General features: G+C 60.5%; 17 protein-coding genes and 1 pseudogene. 13 read left to right on the top strand and 5 right to left on the bottom strand.

From position 1 onward, the window contains the following. A pseudogene (locus AFK24_RS29755) lies at positions 1 to 212 on the top strand (IS110 family transposase); the annotation flags it as partial. A gap of 418 nt (positions 213 to 630) precedes the next feature. On the opposite strand, the gene AFK24_RS07575 reads toward AFK24_RS29755, so the two are convergent. Together AFK24_RS07575 and earP are read right to left on the bottom strand one after the other, a co-directional pair. Beyond that, positions 631 to 1200 (bottom strand): elongation factor P, encoded by a 570-nt coding sequence (locus AFK24_RS07575; protein ID WP_065832675.1) that lies wholly within the window; start codon positions 1198 to 1200, stop codon positions 631 to 633. Positions 1201 to 1296: 96 nt separating this feature from the next. Further along, positions 1297 to 2442: an elongation factor P maturation arginine rhamnosyltransferase EarP gene (gene earP, locus AFK24_RS07570; protein WP_065832674.1), complete on the bottom strand. Its 1146-nt coding sequence runs from the start codon at positions 2440 to 2442 to the stop codon at positions 1297 to 1299. A gap of 120 nt (positions 2443 to 2562) precedes the next feature. Between earP and AFK24_RS07565 the strand changes: the two genes are divergently transcribed. The 6 genes from AFK24_RS07565 to dkgB all read left to right on the top strand — a co-directional run bounded on the left by AFK24_RS07565 (position 2563) and on the right by dkgB (position 6295). Continuing rightward, the gene (locus AFK24_RS07565; protein WP_065832673.1) at positions 2563 to 2955 is read left to right on the top strand and encodes a hypothetical protein; all 393 of its coding nucleotides are present in this window, start codon (positions 2563 to 2565) and stop codon (positions 2953 to 2955) included. A 3-nt stretch (positions 2956 to 2958) separates the two neighbouring features. After that, positions 2959 to 3441, top strand: coding sequence for a GreA/GreB family elongation factor (locus AFK24_RS07560; RefSeq protein ID WP_065832672.1), 483 nt, complete (start codon positions 2959 to 2961; stop codon positions 3439 to 3441). 124 nt (positions 3442 to 3565) lie between these two features. Next, positions 3566 to 3772 (top strand): hypothetical protein, encoded by a 207-nt coding sequence (locus AFK24_RS07555; protein ID WP_065832671.1) that lies wholly within the window; start codon positions 3566 to 3568, stop codon positions 3770 to 3772. 126 nt (positions 3773 to 3898) lie between these two features. Further along, positions 3899 to 4465: a DUF1003 domain-containing protein gene (locus AFK24_RS07550; RefSeq protein ID WP_065832670.1), complete on the top strand. Its 567-nt coding sequence runs from the start codon at positions 3899 to 3901 to the stop codon at positions 4463 to 4465. A gap of 325 nt (positions 4466 to 4790) precedes the next feature. After that, complete coding sequence (locus AFK24_RS07545; RefSeq protein WP_065832669.1) at positions 4791 to 5330, top strand: PaaI family thioesterase; 540 nt, start codon at positions 4791 to 4793, stop codon at positions 5328 to 5330. Between the two features lie 161 nt (positions 5331 to 5491). Beyond that, positions 5492 to 6295 carry a 2,5-didehydrogluconate reductase DkgB gene (gene dkgB / locus AFK24_RS07540; protein WP_065832668.1) on the top strand — a complete coding sequence of 268 codons (804 nt, stop codon included), beginning with the start codon at positions 5492 to 5494 and terminating at the stop codon, positions 6293 to 6295. Positions 6296 to 6341: 46 nt separating this feature from the next. Here dkgB and mgtA read toward each other — a convergent pair whose 3' ends face one another. Beyond that, on the bottom strand, positions 6342 to 9095 hold the full coding sequence (gene mgtA / locus AFK24_RS07535) for a magnesium-translocating P-type ATPase (protein ID WP_430962148.1): 2754 nt from the start codon (positions 9093 to 9095) through the stop codon (positions 6342 to 6344). Positions 9096 to 9575: 480 nt separating this feature from the next. Beyond that, entirely contained in the window at positions 9576 to 10910 is a 1335-nt protein-coding gene (locus AFK24_RS07530; RefSeq protein ID WP_065832666.1) for a lysine N(6)-hydroxylase/L-ornithine N(5)-oxygenase family protein, read from the bottom strand. A gap of 307 nt (positions 10911 to 11217) precedes the next feature. Here AFK24_RS07530 and AFK24_RS07525 point away from each other — a divergent pair, with 307 nt between their 5' ends. The 3 genes from AFK24_RS07525 to AFK24_RS07515 are packed head-to-tail and all read left to right on the top strand — an operon-like array spanning position 11218 to position 15768. Then, positions 11218 to 12390 (top strand): efflux RND transporter periplasmic adaptor subunit, encoded by a 1173-nt coding sequence (locus AFK24_RS07525; RefSeq protein ID WP_065832665.1) that lies wholly within the window; start codon positions 11218 to 11220, stop codon positions 12388 to 12390. Continuing rightward, the gene (locus AFK24_RS07520; RefSeq protein WP_065832664.1) at positions 12390 to 14369 is read left to right on the top strand and encodes a MacB family efflux pump subunit; all 1980 of its coding nucleotides are present in this window, start codon (positions 12390 to 12392) and stop codon (positions 14367 to 14369) included. Before AFK24_RS07525 ends, AFK24_RS07520 begins: the two co-directional genes overlap by 1 nt. 7 nt (positions 14370 to 14376) lie before the next feature. Beyond that, a complete protein-coding gene (locus tag AFK24_RS07515) occupies positions 14377 to 15768 on the top strand; it encodes an efflux transporter outer membrane subunit (protein ID WP_065832663.1) in 1392 nt (463 codons plus the stop codon). A 592-nt stretch (positions 15769 to 16360) separates the two neighbouring features. Here AFK24_RS07515 and AFK24_RS07505 read toward each other — a convergent pair. Continuing rightward, positions 16361 to 17986 (bottom strand): twin-arginine translocation signal domain-containing protein, encoded by a 1626-nt coding sequence (locus AFK24_RS07505; RefSeq protein WP_065832661.1) that lies wholly within the window; start codon positions 17984 to 17986, stop codon positions 16361 to 16363. 298 nt (positions 17987 to 18284) lie between these two features. Here AFK24_RS07505 and pvdM point away from each other — a divergent pair, with 298 nt between their 5' ends. The 3 genes from pvdM (at position 18285) to AFK24_RS07490 (ending at position 22415) form a co-directional block, all read left to right on the top strand. Continuing rightward, positions 18285 to 19613: a pyoverdine-tailoring dipeptidase-like protein PvdM gene (gene pvdM, locus AFK24_RS07500; protein WP_065832660.1), complete on the top strand. Its 1329-nt coding sequence runs from the start codon at positions 18285 to 18287 to the stop codon at positions 19611 to 19613. A 30-nt stretch (positions 19614 to 19643) separates the two neighbouring features. Further along, on the top strand, positions 19644 to 20522 hold the full coding sequence (locus AFK24_RS07495) for a formylglycine-generating enzyme family protein (protein ID WP_065832659.1): 879 nt from the start codon (positions 19644 to 19646) through the stop codon (positions 20520 to 20522). A gap of 243 nt (positions 20523 to 20765) precedes the next feature. Then, positions 20766 to 22415, top strand: a complete 1650-nt coding sequence (locus tag AFK24_RS07490; protein ID WP_065832658.1) for a cyclic peptide export ABC transporter — start codon at positions 20766 to 20768, stop codon at positions 22413 to 22415. Positions 22416 to 22465: the final 50 nt, after the last annotated feature.

The raw sequence follows: 22465 nt of genomic DNA, 5'->3' as shown, positions 1-22465 counted from the left end.
AAGGGGCACACGCGGTATTGAGGCAGGTGCGGCCTGATTCGGAGCATCCGGATGACCACCGCTTGCGGCGCTGGTTAAGTCGCCACGGTCAAAAAGGAGCCGCGGTACGGTTGGCCAACCGCAACCTGCGGATCGTTTGGGTGCTGCTGCAAAATGATCAGACCTATCGTCGCCAGCCAGCGGGTTGCCAGGAGGCGACGATGAGCCATTAATCGACAGAGTTCTGCCACCGGGGTGCTGAGTCACCTCAACCGCTGCTGAAGAACATTGACCCCAGGTCAGACCGTCGCGGATAGATGCCTGCCCTCCTACTGGCCCTTTGAGGCCTTACTGTAATCGGCATACCGCGAGCTTACCCAATGTTGGCCAGAAGCCGATGATGCTTCCTCGAACAGGCCTTATACATAGATGCAACCGGGTAGCAGTGTTCAAAAGCAGGTTGAAAGTGTGGGCGAGTCCATACATAGGAGGGGATTTATCCCCGAAGACGCTGACCTGGCGGACATCAATGTCGCCTGAAACACCCCTTCGCGAATAAATTCGCTCCTACAGGGTACTGGCGCTCATTCAACGCCCACAAAAAAGCCCGCATCGCTGCGGGCTTTTTTGTGACTGCGGTAAAGGCTGTGCTTATTTAGCACGGCCTTTGTAGGAACCGCCGTCACGGGTGTCGATTTCGATCCGGTCACCGATTTCGATGAAGTCAGCAACTTGCAGCTCGGTACCGTTGCTCAACTTGGCAGGCTTCATCACCTTGCCGGAAGTGTCGCCACGAGCCGAACCTTCGGTGTAGTCAACTACACGTACGATGGTGGTCGGCAGCTCTACGGAACCCAGGCGCTCTTCGAAGAAGATCGCTTCGCAAACGTCGGTCATGCCTTCTTCAACGAATGGCAGAACGGCTTCGATGTCTTCAGCGTTCAGCTCGTACATGGTGTAGTCAGTGGTGTCCATGAACGTGTAGGTGTCGCCGCTGATGAAGGACAGGGTCGCTTCTTTGCGATCCAGGATCACGTCATCAAGCTTGTCGTCAGCGCTGTAAACGATCTCGGTCTTGTAACCGGTCAGCAGGTTTTTCAGCTTGGTCTTCATGATTGCGCTGTTACGACCGGACTTGGTGAATTCAGCTTTCTGAACCAGCCAAGGATCGTTTTCGAGACGAATCACGGTACCGGGTTTGAGTTCTTTACCAGTTTTCATTGCGTATATCCGAATTTGGATGGAAGTTGCCGAGGCTCTGTACGAGAAACCGCTTTCCCGTGGGGCGGAAAGGTCTTTTTCGTACAGAGCCTAATCTCAAGGCCGCGTATCATACGAAACTCCACAAAACAGTACCAGCGCCGCAGCAAGATCAGCGTGCGAGGCCTGTTCCAGACACCAGCGTTCGGCGTGGTTTTCAATTTCCGGCCATTGCTGCGTCAGCGCCAGCCAGCTTGCACTGCCATCGCGCCCGGCATTCCAGGCCCGCCAGAAATCGGTCAGGGCCTGTGCCGCAGGCTGCGAGAGCCCCGCAAGGTATAGCTCAAGAAAGGCATCGAGCTTGGCCCAATGCGCATCGTCGTCCTGTTCATAGATGTGCCAAAGCAGCGGTCGCCCCGCCCATTGCGCACGCACGAAAGAGTCTTCTCCGCGCACGACGTTGAAATCGCAGCACCATAACAGCCGGTCGTAATCCTCCTGCCTGACGAACGGCAACACCTGAACGGTCAAGGCGCCACGCTTTTCCAACGCGCCGGCCTGCAAACCGTCGACACCCAGCCAGCGCTGCAGATCGCCGAGGATGCGGCCTTCCGGAACCAGCAGATGAGTGGGTCGGCTGTCAGTCGACAATACATCCAGCCAGCCGCCCAGGCCTGGATTCTCATAAGCGAAAATCGAAACAAGCCGGGCACCCGCTTCAGGCAAGACCGCCAGTTGTTTGAGGAAAGCTCCTTGTGCTGCCTTGTCATGCTGAAACGCCTGACGCGCTTCGATCAGGCCGCTCTCCCGTAACAGGCCACCGGTCGTCGGACGAAACCCTGGAAAGAAGAAAAACTTGCGCAAGCCATTGGACTGCACCGACGGCAAACCATGGCAACCGGTGACCCATTCCTCGGCGCTGAGGTATTCCAGGTTCACCCACACCGGCCTCGGCGAGCATTGCAGGATGGCTTCGGTGTACGCAGGCGGTAATCGGCAGGCAAATGCCTCGACGATCACGTCAGCGACTTTCACTGGCTGCCATTCCTTGGGCCAGTGGTGAACGCTGACGCCCTCCTGCCATTGTTGCGCCGCATGGGCATCCGCCGTCGGACACAGACGCGTGAAAGCCTGCAGATCATCGACCCACAAACGCACCGCCACGTCGTGCTCGGCCACCAGTTGCCGGGCCAGGCGCCAGGTCACGCCGATGTCGCCGTAGTTATCGACGACGCTGCAAAAAATGTCCCACGAGGCTTTCATTCCCGGCTCCCTGCGGCCCAATAATCAAAAACGCTGATTGTCCGCCAGAACAACCCGCATTCACCAGCCTTAGGTCATGGCACAATCGCTATCACCTGCCGTCAACGCCGAGAACACGTCATGCCACTTTCAAGTCGTCGCGAGCTGAACGTCTCAGTCCATCCATTGAAGCTGATCGCCTGTATCGCACTGGGCATCTGGCTTGGCATCGCTGCGGTGGTGTTGACCGGCGTGCTGGTGTTGCGCGCCATGCCCGAGGCGCAGACTCAGGCGGTGAGCAACGCGGTGACTCGATTGAGTGCGCCAGCCGCCGCGCCAGCCGAGTCGGAAAAGACCATGTTCGAGAAGTACGAACAGAATCTGCGCGAGAGCGAAGCGCGGCAGGCCATGGAACAAACCCAGGAGCAGCAGCAAAAAAGCTTCAGTGCGCCGAAATGCAATTTCTGGCTGCAACAAGACCGAACGGCGCCGAGCGACAAGAGCCGCGCCAATGTGATTCAGTTCTGCGGATAGACCATGAACAAGCAAACCGTCCTGCAAGCGATCATCGACAAACTCAAGGTCGATCTGGGCGTTGCCCAGCGGGCCGCGCAGACCGCCTACGAAACCGCGACCCACGAAGAGAACATCGCCGAGAACAAGTACGACACCCTCGGCCTTGAAGCTTCGTACCTGGCGGCAGGCCAGGCCCGACGAGTGGAGGAGATCCGGCAATCGCTGCTGCTTTATCAGAAATTGAGCCTGGCGCCCTTCGATGAGCAACAGGGTATCCAGACCGGTGATCTGATAACGCTGCAAACCGAGACCGGCGCAGAACAGCATCTTTTCCTTGGCCCGGATGCCGCCGGTCTGAAGATTCGTCTCGAAAACGCCATCATCACGGTGATCACGGCCCGAGCGCCTCTGGGCCAAAGCCTGCTAGGCAAGTTCGAAGGAGATGAGCTGGAAATCACCGTCAATGGCAGCAAGCAATCGTTCGAAGTCACGCAGATAGTGTGATCAGCTATTCATTTACAGGGTTGATCGCTCCAGCTTTTTCTGGGTATGGTGGGCCGTCGCCACCAAAACCCGTGACCGGGACTGAATAGCCGGAAGCAAGGACTTAGTAAGTAGGAGATATTTCATGACAAACGTCATTACTTTCCCTGACGCCCATGAACGTGATCACCTCAAGTCAAGTGACCATCCTGGGCTGAGATACCTGAACAAGAAAGAGCGACTGCTGATCGACCAACTGCGTCAGACCAGCCATGCAGGACGCCAGTACGTCTACGACTACGCGAGCATCATGCACCTGTCCAAACCGCTGCATCCTGAACCGGTGGATTAAACACCGAGCATGTGGGACCGGATCCCCGTCAGTTCAAGACGTTCAGCAATCATTCAGCCCTCCTGAAGCACCAGACCTGCACAAGCGCCTATAGTGGCCGCATGTATTGGTTATCAGGAATCCGTCATGAATACCGCAGCGCCTGGGCCCGCTTCGACCGAGCCCACTGTAAAAACCGTCGACCATCTGCGCTTTCACAAACGTCACGCGCACTTGACCAGCACCTTCGGCAACGATTCGTTCGCCCTCAAGGCGGAAGCGTTCGCCCGGTTTTTCGGCACGCCGACATTCCTCGGTGCGCAAACCGTCATCGTCCTGCTCTGGATTGCCTGCAATGCTAGCGGCCTGACCCATTTCGATATCTACCCGTTCATCCTGCTCAACCTGGCGTTCAGCCTGCAATCGGCTTATGCCGCGCCGCTGATCCTGCTCGCCCAGACGCGTCAGGCTGCGCGGGATAAAGCCAATGCCGACGCCGACGCTCAGCACCGCGAAGACCTGGCTATCGCCAACGAGCAGCGGCTGGCGATGGCTGCCGAAAACGCGGCACAGATGCTCACGTTGCTGGAGCAGAACACCCGATTGACGGAGCTGACCAAGGCCCTGACTGAACGCATCGAATCGCTGACGCAGGACATGCACAAGCATTTCGTGAAGCGCGAAAATGCCAACTGCACAAAACCAGCTCAATAATCCGAGCTGCGTACAGGCGGCCCGGCCAACCTCAATCTGCCTGACGGCACTTCATTGCCTGCCCATCCCTTCGAGGACTAGTCCTCTCCCACCAAAGCAACGCGTACTCCTGTGGGAGAGGACTTGTCCTCGATAAGGCGTTTGAGAATGAAATAGGCGTAAACCTGTTTCAGAACTAGACAGTATTCAGAAAAACTTCCGACTCAGCGCTGATCTACGCTTTTGTGGCAGTACAGGGAATCTTTATATTGCAACCATAATTAAACAGCAGGATTATGGTCGTGATTTTTCAGGATTCTTGAGTGCCCAACACGGAGTCAATGCCATGCAAAACTTCTCCCGCGACGAAAAAACCGCCCTTTGGCTGGAAGAAGAACAAGCCATCCGCGCCAGCCTCGGCCCGGCTGGCACCACGAGCCTGGCGGAAGTGGCCCTCATGGAGCCGACGGACTTTCTCGATCGCATCAAACGCGGCGAACTGCCCTGCCCGCCCATCGGCGAATTGATGGATTTCATTCCGCTGCGCTGGTCGCCGGGCGAGTTCATCTTCCAGGGCACTCCCGATGCCCGGCATTACAACCCGCTGGGCAGCGTACATGGCGGTTATGCCGCGACGCTGCTGGACTCATGCATGGGCTGTGCGATTCACACCCGGCTCAAGAAAGGCCAGGGCTACACCACCCTGGACCTGCGCATCAGTTATGTCCGCGCCCTGAGTCATGGCACCGGTCCGGTTCGCGCTGAAGGCAAAGTGCTGCATATCGGCCGCTCCACCGCCTTGGCCGAAGGGCGTTTGTACGACGTCGATGACCGGCTCTACGCCATCGGCAGCACCACTTGCATGATTCTGGACATGAACAGGTAAGGCAGCAATCAACAGGAACGATATCGACTCGACACTGACCAAACAGACACGTCATTCGTGATTGCCAGGCAATTATCCCTTTCCGGTTCCACTGTTTTTCCTCAAGGACCAAGCCGGGATACTGGATCACGTCTTATCTTTCATCTTCACGGAGTACCGCAATGACAGTTCCAGCATTTGGCCTTGGCACCTTCCGTCTCAAGGATCAGGTCGTCATCGATTCGGTCACCAACGGTCTTGAAGTCGGCTACCGCGTCATCGATACCGCACAGATCTACGGCAACGAAGCTGAAGTCGGCCAAGCCATTGCCGCCAGCAGCGTTCCACGCGAAGCGTTGTTCATCACCACCAAGATCTGGACCGATAACTTCGCCGCCGACAAGCTGATCCCGAGCCTCAAGGAAAGCCTGACCAAGCTGCAAACCGATCACGTCGACCTGACGTTGATCCACTGGCCATCGCCGCAGGGCAAAGTCTCGGTGCGCGAGTTCATGACTGCGCTGCTGGAAGCCAAGCAGCAGGGTTTGACCAAGCAGATCGGCATTTCCAACTTCACCGTTGCCCTGATGCAGGAAGCCATCGCTGCGGTCGGCGCGCAAAACATTGCCACCAACCAGATCGAACTGCACCCGTACCTGCAAAACCGCAAGGTTGCAGAATTTGCCAAAGAGCATGGCATTCAGATCACCTCGTATATGACCCTGGCCTATGGCGAAGTGCTGAAGGACCCGGTCATCGAGCAGATCGCCAAGCGTCATGACGCGACTCCGGCTCAAGTGACGCTGGCCTGGGCCATGCAACTGGGCTACGCGGTGATTCCGTCATCGACCAAACGCGCCAATCTGCAAAGCAATTTGAAAGCCTGCGACCTGAAGTTGAGCGACGAAGACATGGCGCAAATTGCCGCCCTGGACCGTGGCCATCGCCTGACCAGCCCGGCCAGCCTTGCGCCGCAGTGGGATTGATCTGACAGGGTCGAGCGATGGTGCAGCAAACATCGCTCGATCCGCCTTACTGCCAGCCGAAACGACGACTGTAGAAGCCTTTTACCGCCTGGGTCAGCGCCATGTAAGCCAAGAGGATCAACGGCAGATACACGAAGTACATCAGCGGCAAAGCCTGCAATTTGAAGTAGCCGGCCAAAGGTCCCATGGGCAGGAAAATCCCGACCGCCATGATGACCCCGGTCATGATCACCAGCGGCGTCGCGGTACGACTCTGGATGAAGGGAATTTTCGGCGTGCGGATCATGTGGATCACCAATGTCTGGGTCAGCAGGCCCACCACAAACCAGCCGGACTGGAACAGGGTTTGATGTGCTGCCGTATCGGCGCGGAACACGAACCACATCATCAGGAAGGTGATGATGTCGAACACCGAGCTGATCGGACCGAAGAACAACATGAAGCGCCCAATCTCGCCAGGCTGCCAGCGTTGTGGCTTCTTGAGCAGTTCTTCATCGACGTTATCGAACGGGATGGCGATCTGCGAAACGTCGTAGAGCAGGTTCTGCACCAGCAGATGCATCGGCAGCATCGGCAGAAACGGAATGAATGCGCTCGCCACCAGAACCGAGAAGACGTTGCCGAAGTTGGAGCTCGCCGTCATCTTGATGTACTTGAGCATATTGGCAAAGGTGCGCCGCCCCTCCAGCACGCCCTCTTCCAGCACCAGCAGGCTTTTTTCCAACAGAATGATATCGGCCGCTTCCTTGGCGATATCCACCGCCGTATCAACCGAAATGCCAATGTCCGCCGTGCGCAGTGCGGGCGCATCGTTGATGCCATCGCCCATGAAACCCACCACATGGCCATTGCTTTTGAGCAGGCGGACGATGCGTTCCTTGTGCGCCGGCGTCAGGCGGGCAAACACGTTGTGGGTCTCGACGGCCTGGGCCAGCGCCTGGTCGTCCATGCGCTCCACATCGCTGCCCAACAGCAATCCCTGTTGCGCCAGGCCGACTTCGCGGCAAATCTTGGCGGTGACCCGCTCGTTGTCGCCGGTCAGCACTTTCACCGTCACCCCATGTTCGGCCAAGGCCTTCAAGGCCGGGGCAGTGCTTTCCTTGGGCGGGTCCAGAAAGGCCACATAGCCGATCAGGGTCAGCGCCTGTTCATCGGCGACGCCATAGCTATTTTTCTGCGCCAGAGACTCACGGGCGGCGACCGCCACCACCCGCAAGCCTTCGTCATTCAAGCGGGCGGTGACGTGCCGAACCCGCGCCAGCAAGTCGGCATCGAGCGGCTCGATAATGTCGCCGTGCCGCACCTGAGTGCAGACGCTGAGGATCTCTTCCACGGCGCCCTTGCAGATCAGCAGATGGGACCGGTCCGACTGCGCCACCACCACTGACATTCGACGCCGGGTGAAGTCAAAAGGGATCTCGTCGACCTTGGCAAACGCCGTCGCCACATTCAGTTCACGATGCACGTCCGCATGCTCCAGGACCGCGACGTCCAACAGGTTTTTCAGTCCGGTCTGGTAGTAGCTGTTGAGGTAGGCCATGTCCAGCACCGCGTCGGACTCCTCGCCCCACACATCCACATGCCGCTCCAGGAAGATGCGGTCCTGGGTGAGGGTTCCGGTCTTGTCCGTACACAGCACATCCATCGCCCCGAAATTCTGGATGGCGTCCAGGCGCTTGACGATGACTTTCTTGCGCGACATGACCACCGCGCCCTTGGCCAGGGTCGAGGTGACAATCATTGGCAGCATTTCCGGGGTCAGCCCCACTGCGACCGACAACGCGAAGAGCACCGCCTCGGTCCAGTCCCCCTTAGTGAAGCCATTGATGAACAGCACCAGCGGCGCCATGACCATCATGAAGCGGATCAGCAGCCAGCTGACCTTGTTCACCCCGGTCTGGAATGAAGTCGTCGCCCGGTCAGTGGCGGTGACCCGCTGCGCAAGTGCGCCGAAATAGGTGCGATTGCCGGTGGTCACGATTACGGCCGTTGCCGAACCGGAGACCACATTGGTGCCCATGAACAGAATGTTCTGCAGGTCCAGTGGCGTGCTGGCTTCAGCTTCCTGCTGGCAAACGAATTTCTCCACGGGCATGGATTCACCGGTCATGGCCGCCTGCCCGACGAACAGGTCCTTGGCGCTCAGCAAACGGCAATCGGCGGGAATCATGTCCCCGGCAGACAGGTGAATCAGGTCGCCGGGTACCAATAACCGGATTGGCAACTCGATGCGTCGGATGCGCTCGGACAGGCCGCCACCATTACGCTGCTGATTTTCAACCTGCTCCCCCGGCTCCAGCCTGCGCAGGACCGTGGCGGTGGTGCTGACCATGGCCTTGAGCGCATCGGCCGCCTTGTTGGAGCGAGCTTCCTGCCAGAAGCGCATCAAGCTCGACAGCACCACCATCGTGGAGATCACCACCGTGGCTTCCAGGTCGTCAGTCAGAAACGAAATCAACGCCAACAAGGTCAGCAGCAGGTTGAACGGATTGGTGTAGCAGTGCCAAAGGTGCCGCCACCACGGCAGAGGCTGCTCGTGGGCCACCTCGTTCAGCCCCACCTGTTCGCGGCGCATCGATGCCTGGCTTTCGCTCAAGCCATCGGCGTGGCTGTGCAAATCGGCCAGCAGGTTTTGCGGGTCGCTGCGGGACGCTTTGCTCAGCGTTTGCGCCAAGGTATCGGGCACTTCGCGGCTGACGCTGGCGGGCGCGATGCTTTCGAAAATCGTCAGCCGCCGAAAATGCCGATCAATGTGACGGCTGCGCAGAAAACTGGCGAAAAACTCTTTCAAGAAGGACATTTTCAAGGCTGTCTCCTTACTGCATAACAGGAGAACCACGCAGGTACCGCCGTCGTGCCCAACCTTGAGGCAGGGCACAGCGCGGCTCGCCTGTCACAAGACAGACGCGTCCGTACAGCGGGCAAACGCAGGCGCAACAACGCCGCGATCAGCTGCTGATCATTTCAGTATCGATGAGGAGGCTTCGAAGGGACGGCCACAGGGGACCGGTTACCAGGGATGCCGTTTCTCGCCTTGGGCAAGATAACGGCAGGAGAGACGCTGCGCGTTAACGTGCCAAGTGTGTGCAGGCTGCAAGAACCTGCCGACTACTGTCACTCGAACATGTACCCACGTGGGTCTCCATTGGGGGGTTGTGGCGCGAAGCATACCCTTGGGTTTTGGCCGGGTAAACCGGGGTTGCCCGATAAAAACAGGCAACGCTCCGGTTGTTCAGGAAGGGTTCAGATTGCCGGTCTGCACCGACGATGATCCGGATGCCTAGCCCACCGCCAACACCCGTTCCAGCACCGAAGCGCCACGATTACTCTGGGCAATGCTGGCATACAACGACGCCGCGATTTCGTCAGCGCGAATCGGCAGCACTGACAACAATGTGTCGCTCAAACCATGGCTGGCTTCGCAGAAACCCTGCATGTAGACCGATGCCTGGCAGCGCGCATCAGTCTTGATCCGGTAATCGCGGGACACTTCGAAATCGCCCATATACTCAGCCAATGGCGCCAGCAGGTGGCGATGCAGTTGGCGCTCGTAGCCGGTTGCCAGGACCACGGCATCGTAAACCTGGGTTTTGCTTTCGTTGCTGGCGAGATTACGCATCACCATTTCGACCCCCTGCGCCGTAGCCGTGGCGGTTTCCACCGTGGTCAGGCTGCGGAAGGCGTGGCGAGCAATGCCGCTGACTTTCTGTCGATAGAACACACCGTAGATGCGCTCGATCAGATCGATGTCCACCACCGAATAATTGGTGCTGTGGTATTCGCGGATCATCTGTTCGCGTTGCGCGCCGCCCTGGCTGAACATCAGGTCAGTGAATTCCGGCGAGAACACTTCGTTGACGAACGGGCTGTCATCAGCCGGTTTCAACGCCGAGCCGCGCAAAATCATGTCCACCTGCACCGACGGGAAACTGTCGTTGAGGTCGATGAACGCCTCGGCTGCGCTTTGCCCGCCGCCGATAATCGCAATACGCATTGGCTTGCCGTTGACGCACGCCTGTTTGGCCATGCGCTCCAGATACCGGGAATGATGAAACACCCGAGCATCCTCCTTCAGGCCCGCGAACGCCTCGGGAATGCGCGGCGTACCGCCGGGGCTCACCACCACTGAACGGGAGGTGCGCACGTGATGCTGGCCTTGCGTGTCGGTGGACAGTACTCGCAGCGCCTCAACCTTGTTTTTGTGCAGCACCGGCTCGATGGCGGTGACTTCTTCGCCGTAACGGCTTTGCTCGCCGAACTGCCCGGCGACCCAGCGCAGGTAGTCGTTGTACTCCATGCGGCACGGGTAAAAAGTGCCGAGGTTGATGAAGTCCACCAGACGCCCGTGCTGCTTGAGGTAATTGACGAACGAGAACGGGCTGGTGGGATTGCGCAGGGTCACCAGATCCTTGAGAAAGGAAATCTGCAGCTCGCTCTGGGTCACCAGGGTGTTGCCGTGCCAGCGGTAATCGGCCTGTTTGTCGAGGAACAACACGTCCAGCGCTCCGGCCACCTCGCCGCGCTCCTGCAAGGCAATCGCCAGCGCCAGGTTGGAGGGGCCGAAGCCGATGCCAATCAGATCGTGAACCACGGCAGATGCAAGAGCCTGTGTCATTCCAGTGTCCTCGGAAGGTGTTGCGCACTCAATCGGGATGGCCAGCAAGGTGGCCTGTTGCAATAGGGAACGAGGGCTGTGAAATAAAATTTAACAATCCGCCGCACGAGCAAGAAGGTATTCCGTAGGACCGGCTTCGGCCGGGAGGGCAAAAGCTCTGGCAACGCATGTGCTGCGAATGGGCGGGCCTCCTCCCGGCTGAAGCCGGTCCTACGGTTGCTCCGTTTGCCACCCGATATCACCTTAAATTCCCGCCCCCCGGTCACGTTTACCACTCAGTCCCTTGCCTTTGACGGTCATCCATTGCATGAAACCGCCCCGCTCCGCCCGACGTCTGCTGCTCATCGCCCTGTGCCTGCTTCCCGTTATTGCCTACGCGACCTGGCAAGCCCTGCCTTCTGGCCGGGCTGATCTGGCCACGGTGCAGGTGGTGCGTGGCGATATAGAAAGCAGCGTCACGGCATTGGGCACCTTGCAGCCGCGTCGCTATGTGGACGTCGGCGCTCAGGCTTCGGGGCAGATTCAGAAGATCCATGTGGAAATCGGTTCGCAGGTGACCGAGGGCCAGTTGCTGGTGGAGATCGATCCTTCGACGCAAAAAGCCCGCCTCGACGCCGCGCGCTACGCCATCGAAAACCTCAAGGCCCAGTTGCAGGAACAGCGCGCCGAACACGACCTCGCCCGGCAACGTGCGCAACGCCAGAAAACCCTCGCTGCGGGCGGCGCCACCCGTGAAGAAGACGTGCAGAGCGCCGAGGCCGAATTGCGCCGCACCAAGGCCCGCACGGAAATGTTTCAGGCGCAGATTCTCCAGGCCCAGGCCAGTCTGCGCAGCGACGAAGCCGAGCTGGGCTATACCAAGATTTATGCACCCATGAACGGCACGGTCGTCGCGCTGGACGCTCGGGTCGGTCAGACGCTCAATGCCCAGCAACGCACGCCGTTGATCCTGCGCATCGCCCGCCTCTCGCCCATGACGGTGTGGGCCGAAGTTTCCGAAGCCGACATCGGCCACGTCAAACCGGGTATGCAAGCGTACTTCACCACCCTCAGCGGTGGCGGGCGGCGCTGGCCGAGCACGGTGCGGCAAATCCTGCCGATTGCGCCGATCCCCCTTGAACAGCTCAGCCAGGGCGGCGGCAGTCCGGTCGCTGCGGGCAAGGGCAGCAGCGGTCGCGTGGTGCTTTATACGGTTTTGCTGGACGTTGAAAATGACGATCAGGCGCTGATGGCGGACATGACCGCACAAGTGTTTTTCGTCGATGGGCAAGCCCGGCAAGCCTTGACCGTGCCCGTCGCCGCGCTGCAACCCGGCCGTGACAGCCAGCGCCGTACGGTTCAGGTGGTGGCGAAAAATGGCGACATCCAGCAACGGGAAGTGCGTACCGGAATCAGTGATCGGCTGCGTACCGAGGTGCTCGAAGGCCTCGATGAAGGCGACTATCTGCTACTCGGCCCGGCCAGTGGAAGTGGCGACTGATGAGCACGCCATTGATCGAGCTGCAAAGCCTGCGCAAATCCTACGGCGGCGGCGACACGCCGCAGGTTGATGTATTGCGCGGCGTGAACCTGGCGATTTTTCCCGGCGAGTTCGTGGCCATCGTTGGCGCTTCGGGTTCCGGTAAATCAACCCTGATGAACATCCTCGGCTGCCTTGACCGGCCCACTAGCGGCCGCTATCTGTTCGCCGGGGAAGATGTCGCCGGGCTCAACAGCGACGAACTGGCCTGGCTGCGGCGCGAAGCGTTCGGCTTCGTTTTCCAGGGTTATCACTTGATCGCTTCCGGCTCGGCCCAGGAAAACGTCGAGATGCCAGCGATCTATTCCGGCATGCCCGCCAGTGAACGCCACGCCCGAGCTGCGGCCCTGCTGGAACGCCTGGGCCTGGCCAGCCGCAGCGCCAATCGACCGCATCAGTTGTCCGGTGGCCAGCAACAGCGGGTATCGATTGCCCGCGCCTTGATGAATGGCGGGCACATCATTCTCGCCGACGAACCCACCGGCGCCCTGGACAGCCACAGCGGCGCCGAAGTCATGACCTTGCTGGATGAACTGGCCCTGCAAGGTCATGTGGTGATTCTGATTACCCACGACCGGGAAGTTGCGGCGCGGGCCAAACGGGTCATCGAGATTCGCGACGGGGAAATCATCAGCGACACGGCCCAAGGCGCAGGCCAAGGCTCAGCCGCGCCTGAACAGCCGGTGTCCGGCAGCCTGCAAGCGGTGGACTTGAAGCAACGCCTGAGTCAGGGCAGCCAGGATCAGGGGGCCTGGAAAGGCGAGCTGGTCGAAGCAGTGCAAGCCGCGTGGCGGGTGATGTGGATCAACCGGTTTCGCACGGCGCTGACCTTGCTCGGCATCATCATCGGCGTAGCGTCGGTGGTGGTCATGCTCGCCGTAGGCGAAGGCAGCAAGCGCAAGGTCATGGCGCAAATGGGCGCGTTCGGCTCGAACATCATTTACCTGAACGGCACGGCCGCCAACCCGCGCGCGCCGCAAGGCATCGTCAGCCTGGGCGACGTAAAGGCGCTGGCCGTGCTGCCGCAGGTTCATAAGGTCATGCCGATCAATGGCAATTACGCCGGTGTGCGTTTCGGCAACATCGATCAGCGGGTCTATGTCGGCGGCAGCAACACGTCGTTCCAGAGCATCTTCAACTGGCCAATGTCGGCGGGCAGTTTCTTCACCGACGCCGATGAAGCCTCCGCTGCCGCAGTCGCGGTAATTGGCGAACGGGTCAGGGAAAAACTGTTCGGGCAGGTCAATCCGCTGGGGCAGTACATCCTCATCGAGAATGTGCCGTTTCGGGTGATTGGCGTGCTGGCGACCAAAGGCGCCAGTTCCGGCGACAAGGACAGCGACCTGCGCGTGGTGGTGCCCTACTCCGCCGCCAGCGTGCGTCTGTTCGGCAACGAAAACCCCGAATACGTGGTGATCGCCGCCGCCGACGCGCGCAAGGTCAAGGACACGGAAAAGGCCATCGACCAATTGCTGCTCAGCCTGCACAACGGCAATCGCGACTACGAATTGACCAACAACGCCGCCATGATCCAGGCCGAGGCCAGCAGCCAGAACACCCTGTCGTTGATGCTGGGGTCGATTGCGGCGATTTCCCTGTTGGTGGGCGGCATCGGCGTGATGAACATCATGCTCATGACCGTTCGCGAACGCACCCGGGAGATCGGCATTCGCATGGCCACCGGCGCACGCCAGCGGGACATTCTGCGCCAGTTCCTGACCGAAGCCGTGATGCTGTCGGTGGTCGGCGGTGTCGCCGGTATCGGCCTGGCGCTGCTGATCGGCGCAGCGTTGCTGCTCGGCAAAGTGGCCGTGGCGTTTTCCCTGAGCGCCGTCGCCGGAGCGTTCGCCTGCGCGCTGGTCACCGGCGTGGTCTTCGGTTTCATGCCCGCCCGCAAGGCCGCCCGCCTCGATCCGGTCGCGGCGCTTACCAGTGAATAGTCCTTTGATGAAATTCAGACTCAGTCTTCTGACCTTGTGCGTGTTGCTCGGCGCTTGTGCCAGCCCCGCCCCGCCGATCAACAGCGGGATCGACGCGCCTGCTGCCTGGCAATCGCCGTGGACCGCCGCCGACCGCCAAACCGGCCAGCAATGGTGGCAACAGTTCGACAGCCCGCAACTGAACCGGCTAATCGAACAGGCGCGAGCCAGCAGCTACGACCTTGCCGCAGCCATGGCGCGGGTTCGTCAGGCCCGAGCGGACAGCGTCATCGCGGGTGCTTCCCAGGTCCCGGAAATCACCGGCGGCGCCAACGCCAATCGACAACGCTTGATCAGCGGCAAAGGCTACCGCCAGCTCGATGCTTACGAGGCCGAACCCACTGCGAAGTTTTTCGATATCAGTTTCAGCGCCAGCTATGAAGTGGATTTCTGGGGCGGCAACGCAGCGGTACGACGCAGCGCCGAGCATAGCCTGCAAGCCAGCGAGTTCGATCAGGCCACCGTCGAGCTGACGCTGCTCAGCGCCGTGGCCGACAGCTACGTGCAAAGCCTGGCGCTGGACGAACAAGCCCGCATCGCCGAGCTTAATCTGGCCAATGCGCAGCACGTATTGGCGCTGGTGCAGACCCGTTTTCAATCCGGTTCAGCCACGGCGCTGGATCTGGCGCGACAGAAAAGTCTGGTCGCCGGTCAACAGCGGCAAGTGCCACTGATTAGGCAACAGGCACAGGAAGCGCGCATCACCCTTGCGACCTTGTTGGGCCAGCCGGTTCAGCAGCTGACCTTGGAAAACCAATCCTTCGAGCACTTGAACTGGCCCGACGCAAGCCCCGGCCTGCCCAGCGAGTTGCTCAGTCGCCGCCCGGACATTGCCAGCGCTGAAGCCAGGCTTGTCGCTGCTCAAGCCAACATTCAAGTGGCCCGCGCCGCGATGCTGCCGAAACTGACCCTCAGCGCGAGTTTCGGCTCTGGTGGCGACGTGGCGTCGGACATCCTGCGCAGTCCGTTCTATAACCTGGGCGGCGGGCTGCTGACACCGATCTTCAACAACGACCGCCTCAGCGCCGAACGCGACAAGACCATCGCCCGTCAGCAAGAACTGCTGGAAACCTATCGCGGCGCAATCATCAGCGCCTTCGCCGACGTGGAAAAAGCCCTCAACGCCATCGACGGGCTGGACCAGCAACGGCAATGGCAAAGCGAAGAACTGCAACAAGCCCAACGTGCCTTCCAGATTGCTGAAAGCCGTTACCAGGCCGGTGCGGAAGATATGCTCAGCGTGCTGGACACCCAACGCACGCTGTATCAGGCCCAGGAACAGAACGTCCAGCTGCGGCTATCGCGGCTGCAGGCGAGCGTTGCGTTGTACAAGGCGTTGGGGGGTGGGTGGAAGATGTGAGGTGATCGGTTGTTGGAGCGAGCGGGCGGCGCTTAACCCGTGGAACCGGATTTATCCGGGAAGGCGTCGGCTCGAGCAACACATCAGCGGCGCCTGAACCTCCTTCGCGAACAAGTTCGCTCCCACAGATTTGGACCCGCAAGGGCGGCGCTGAACCCGTGGGACCGGATTTATCCGGGAGGGCGTCGGCTCAGGCAACACATCAGCGGCGCCTGAACCCCCTTCGCGGGCAAGCCTCGCTCCAACGGAAATCGCTCGGGCTTTTGATGTTCGCTTTTGATGTTCGCTTTAACGTGCCGCGATTCCGCAGGCGTCACCAAACGCGCGTCGGGAGGCTGAGCGCAGGTGTCGTGGGGTGGGGCGACCGGCATGGATGCCGGTCGAGCGCCGTTGCGCCATGGATGGCGCGTCGGCGCGTACCCACACCACGGCACCGGAGTCGAAGGAACCGCTGCGAAGCAGCGGCCGGACGTCAGCGCAGATGGTTTCGTCCTTTTGCCGAAACAAAAGGACTCGACCGTCAGGGCGAAACCTCAATAAGCCGCGCCGCGAATGCTGTTGGCGCCACCCGATTTGAAGCGCTACACCCGCCTCACCAAAACCACCTCTTCACCGAAATATTGCGCGCATACCACGGCCGTCTCGGCACGCGGCGGAACAGGTTGGCGATTTTCTTTTCGTCGCCGAAGGTAATCTTCAACGCCAGCTTCATGACTTCCGGGTCCATCTCCATGCTTTTACTGGGGTCGACACCGGGCGCGGTGCTGCAACCATGGGTCAGCGGGCCCAGCCACGGATCGTCGATTTCCACCCAGCGGCCCGGCGCGAACCAGTGCACACCGTTGACCATCAAGCGCTGCACTTGCCCCGGATGAAAGCGCTCGTGGGCGCGAAACCAGTCTTCGATACGATCATCGATCCAGCCATGAAACCCCCAGAACACCGGGTTCACATGGGACGAAAACGGGTCGCCCAAAAAGTCGTTTTGCGCCTCATACCAGCGTGGGGCGAAGTCGGCGGGATCGCGGGCCATGGGCACCGGCTGACCATTGGACGGATCGCGCGGTACCGACGCCCAACGCATGTGGAGCCAGTCGTGCAAACCCAGTTCCACCTCGGAACCGAACTGGCCGAGGGTCAGCTTCGACAGGTAACGCGGGTCGCGATAACGGGATTCCCAGACTTCGAAATTGGTGTGGTAGGTCTCGGCGCTTTTCACGTCGCTGACCCACTGGCTGTATTCGTCGTCGCCAGACGCACGCCAGGTCGGCGGCAAGGCGCAGCCGTCGTGGTTGTCAAAGTAACGGGCGAACTCCAGGCGATCGCGTTGCAATTGCGGCTGCGGCAGGGGGAAGCGTTGCCACGATGGCAGCTCCTGCATCGCCCGTGCCGAACCCAGCATGTGCCGGTGCATGAAGAAAAAATCCACGCCCGAGCCGTTACGATCCTTGCGCGGCCCGCGTGCGTCACGCTCCTTTTCCCGCGGCCCCGGCTGCCAGCCGATCCCGCGCAGGGCGTCGCGCTTGCTCTCGGACAGTTTGTGCCATTTGTCCCGGGACGCGTGCCAGAGTTGGTGGAACAGGCGATGTTCCGGGCTGATCAGCATGGCGAGTAACGGCGGCTCAAGGCCGATGCGCTCGCGGGCTTCAGGGAACAGACGCTTGACCGCCACGAAGCGATTGTCCAGTTCGATCAGTGCAGGGTCGCGATCCAGCCGATAAATGCGCCCGCTGAGCGTTGCGCTGCCCGCGTTGCCGAACGCGGCCCAGACTTCATCAAGTACAGCGGTGAATTCGTAGGCGGGCGTTTCGTCCTGCGCATCCGCAGAGGTCAGGCGCCAACTGAGCGTCGCGCCGTTGGCCACGGCGAGATCACCGAGCAGGCTGTAGCGCGGCGCAGCGGCGCCACGCAGATTCGCGCCGGTATCCAGCAGACCACGAATGCCCCGACCACGCGGGGCGATGTCGAGAAACATTTCCAGCCCATCCCGGGGCAAGCCGTCCAGCCCGGCGTCGGAGCCTTCGAGATGAATATCCCAGACGCCCCGCAAGGTATCCGCCAATTGCCGGCCAGCAGCGTCCGCCACATCAAAGGATGCTTCGCCGGGAGTGATCGGTTCATCGGGGCCTTTCAACTCGCGATGCGCGTAATAGGCAGCCGGCACCGCAGCGCCGGTCAGTGCCAGGCCCGCCAGAAAGCCTCGTCGAGAAATCGTCATCGCCCTACCTGTATCAGCCCTGAAACGGGCGTTATCCAAGCTAGAACGTTGGATTGGCGGGGAAATTTAAGGTGAAGAAGCGTTGAAACCGTGGGAGCGAGCTTGCTCGCGAAGGCGTCAGCCCGGATACCGAGTTGTGTCAGGTAGATATCCATTGATCGGACTTACCCATTCCCGGATAAATCCGGTCCCACGGGTATTCCACCCGCCATGGCATCCCGCCTAAATTTCCCCACCAACCACTCGTTCCTCCCAGATAGCAAAGCCTGCACTTCTACGGCTGATTCCCGGGATCGCAATGAACAGAAAAGCGTTATACATCGGCCTGCCCCTGGCGCTGGCTGTGACCATTGGTGCGGCCACAGTGGCTTGGGAACTCTGGTTCAGCGGCTATCCGAGCTACCCGCTCAAGGTCATGAAACAGGCCGAAGCGTTGCAGGAACGCATCGTCTCGTTCGACAGCCACATCACCCTGCCGCTGAGCTTCGGCACCGAAGGCAAGGAAGCGGACAAGGACGGCAACGGCCAGTTCGATCTGGTCAAGGCCGGGCGTGGACGCTTATCCGCAGGGGCGCTGACCATCTTCGGCTGGCCGGAAATCTGGAACGGCGACAACGCCCCTCACCGCCCGACGCCAGGCTTCGTCGAAGAGGCGCGCAATCAGCAGGAAATCCGCTACAAGGCGATTTCCGGCATGGTTCGCGACTTCCCCAATCAGGTCGGCATCGCCTACACGCCCGATGACATGCGCCGCTTGCAGGGCGAAGGCAAATTCGCAATTTTCATCAGCATGCTCAATGCCTATCCCTTGGGCAACGAACTGAACCTGCTGGATAAATGGACGGCGCGCGGCATGCGCATGTTCGGCTTCAGCTACATCGGCAACAACGACTGGGCCGACTCGTCACGCCCGCTGCCCTTCCTCAACGACACCGCCGACGCCCTCGACGGGCTGTCCGACATCGGCAAGCAGGCGGTACAGCGCTTGAACGATCTGGGCGTGATCATCGATGTCTCGCACATGTCCGACAAAGCGTTGGTGCAGGTCAGCCAACTGAGCCGCACGCCCATGGTCGCCTCGCATTCGGTGCCGCGCGCCATGGTGGATATCCCGCGCAACCTCAGCGACAAGGACATGCAGCTGATCAAGAACAGCGGCGGCGTGGTGCAGATCGTCGGTTTCCCGGCGTACCTCAAGCCGTTGAGCCAGGCCAGCCAGGACAAGCTCAATGACCTGCGCGCCCGCTTCGATCTGCCGCCGCTGCCCAACCTGGCCATGGCGCTGATGCCCGGCGACCCGGTGATCGCCGCGTGGTCGGAACAAAAATTCGGCCAATACGCCAGTGGCCTGTACGCAATTCTGGATGACGAACCCAAAGCCAGCCTCAAGGACTTCGGCGACGCTATCGACTACACGGTGCGCAAGATCGGCATCGATCATGTGGGCATCGCTTCGGACTTCAACGAAGGCGGCGGGCTCAAGGGTTGGAAGGACGTCAGCGAGAGCCGCAATGTCACCGCCGAACTGCTCCAGCGCGGCTATTCCGAAACCGATATCGCCAAGTTGTGGGGCGGCAATTTCATGCGCGTCTGGCAACAGGTGCAAGACGCCGCAAAACCGCTTTGACACGCCTTTTTCAGACAACGAGACGATGCCATGAATGTATTTGCGTCACGCAAAATCGCCACGCTGCTGGGTGCGGCCATGCTCGCACTGCTGTTGCCCGGCATGGCCCAGGCGGCCACTCCTGAGGCTAAACCAGGCAGCGTATTCAGGGACTGCAAGGATTGCCCGGAACTGGTGGTGTTGCCGGCGGGCACCTTCAGCATGGGCTCGCCTGAAAATGAAATCGGCCGGCAACCCGATGAAGGACCGCAGCATGACGTGACCTTCAAGAAACCTCTGGCCATCAGCCGCTTCCAGGTCCTGAGCGGCGAGTGGAACGCTTACCTGCGCGACACCGGCTACGCGATGCCGGACGGCGACAAACGCCCCGGCCGCGAATGCATCGCTGGCAAGCCGCGCTACACCATGACCAATCGCCACCCGGCGGTGTGCATGGACTACAAGGAAGCCACCGCCTACGTCGCCTGGCTGTCGAAAAAGACCGGCAAGGCTTACCGAATGGTCAGTGAATCGGTGCGCGAATACGCGGCGCGCGGCGGCACTTCCGGGCCGTTCCCGTTCCCGCTGGATGAAGGCAAGGAATACAGCATCGCCAAACATGCCAACACTTACGGTCCGGAAGACGGCTTCAGTTTTGCCGCGCCAGCCGGCAGCTTCGCGCCCAACGCCTTCGGTATGTACGACATGCACGGCAACGTCTACGAGTGGGTCGCCGATTGCTACAACGACAGCTACAACGGCGCCCCCACCGACGGCAGCCCGTGGCTGACCGGCGACTGCACCTTGCAAGGCATCCGCGGCAACGACTGGACCGAAGCGCCGATCTTCTCCCGCTCCGGCAATCGCAATAACCTGCGCCCGTACCTGCGCGGCGACTGGCTGGGGTTCAGGGTGGTGCGGGATTTGTGAGACGGGTGTCGGGGCTGTACCTGAGCCCCGTAGGACCGGCTTTAGCCGGGAGGGCGAGAGTTCTGACAACAGAGCTGCACTGAATAAGCTGGCCTCCTCCCGGCTAAAGCCGGTCCTACGAATGCGTGTGTGCCCGTGTCAGGCGCATTCCGAACACCCAATCAACCGCCCCCGCTAAATCCCCCGCCTCATCACTCGTTCCTTTGCACTGACAACCCGTCATTGTCTCGACCGAGGTAGCCCATGTCCGCAGCACCGCGCAGCGCCCTACGTGAACTCTTGAGCCTGCTCAAGCCCTATCGGCCCATTGTCATCGCTTCTGTCCTGCTGGGCATCATCGGCGGGCTGAGCGTTACGGCGCTGTTGGCCACCGTCAACCAGGGGCTGCACAGCGACGGAGGCATGAGTCGCGGGGTCGTCATCGCGTTCGCCTGCCTGTGTTTGCTGGCGCTGCTGAGTACGATTGCGGCGGACATCGGCACCAATTACGTCGGCCAGAACATCATCGCCAAGTTGCGCAAGGATCTGGGCGCCAAGGTGCTTTCCGCGCCCATCGAACAGATCGAGCGCTACCGCACGCACCGCTTGATCCCGGTGCTGACTCGCGACGTCGACACCATCAGCGACTTCGCTTTCGCCTTCGCGCCGCTGGCGATTTCCATCACGGTCATCGTCGGTTGCCTGGGTTATCTGGCGGTGTTGTCCTGGCCGATTTTCCTGATTACCCTGCTCGCCATCGGCATTGGCTGCGCGGTGCAGTTCGTCGCCCAGTCGAAAGGCATCAAGGGTTTTTACGCCGCCCGCGAAGCCGAAGACAATCTGCAAAAGCACTATTCGGCGATTGCCGAAGGCGCCAAGGAACTGCGCATCCATCGCCCGCGTCGGCATGCCATGTTGACCAAGAACATTCAGGGCACCGCTGACCACATCTGCGACACCCATGTGCGCTCGATCAATATCTTTGTGATCGCCAAGAGCCTGGGCTCGATGCTGTTCTTCGTGGTCATCGGCCTGACGCTGACCCTGCAAAGCCTGTGGCCCAGCGCCGACCCGGCGGTGATGAGCGGTTTCGTGCTGGTCTTGCTGTACATGAAAGGCCCGCTGGAAACCCTGATCGGCAACCTGCCGATTGTCAGCCGCGCGCAGATTGCCTTCCGGCGCATCGCGGACCTGTCAGAGCGCTTCTCCTCGCCGGAACCGCACTTGCTGCTGCAAGCCGCCGACAAGCCCGCACCGAGCATGGATCATCTTGAATTGCGCGACGTGCAGTACGCGTTTCCGCCTGTGGAAGGCAGCGCACCATTCAAGCTTGGCCCGGTGAACCTCAGTATCGAACCGGGGGAAATCCTGTTTATCGTCGGCGAGAACGGCTGCGGCAAGACGACGTTGATCAAACTGCTGCTGGGCCTGTACACGCCGCAACAGGGCGAAGTGCGCCTCAACGGCAACAAGGTCGACGCCGAAGGGCTGGATGACTATCGGCAGATGTTCACCACGGTCTTCGCCGATTACTACCTGTTCGACGACCTGGTGCAGAACGACAAGGCCCTGCCCAGCGATGCCACGCGCTATCTGGAACGCCTGGAAATCGCCCACAAAGTCAGCGTCCGCGATGGCGCATTTACCACCACCGACCTGTCCACCGGCCAGCGCAAGCGACTGGCGCTGATCAATGCCTGGCTGGATGAACGGGCGGTGCTGGTGTTCGATGAATGGGCGGCCGACCAGGACCCGACCTTCCGGCGGATTTTCTACACCGAACTGCTGCCGGACCTCAAGCGCCTGGGCAAGACGATCATCGTCATCTCCCACGACGACCGCTATTTCGACGTCGCGGACCAACTGGTACGCATGAGTGCCGGGCAGGTGGTGAGCGAGCGGGCGATGGCTTGATCCACACGTAACAGGAACCCGGTAGGACCGGACTTGTCCGGGAAGGCAGT

Source organism: Pseudomonas syringae (assembly GCF_001698815.1).
Lineage (GTDB): Bacteria > Pseudomonadota > Gammaproteobacteria > Pseudomonadales > Pseudomonadaceae > Aquipseudomonas > Aquipseudomonas syringae_A.
The sequence above is the reverse complement of the archived record's forward strand: the minus strand, read 5'-3'. Positions and strand labels throughout refer to the sequence as shown.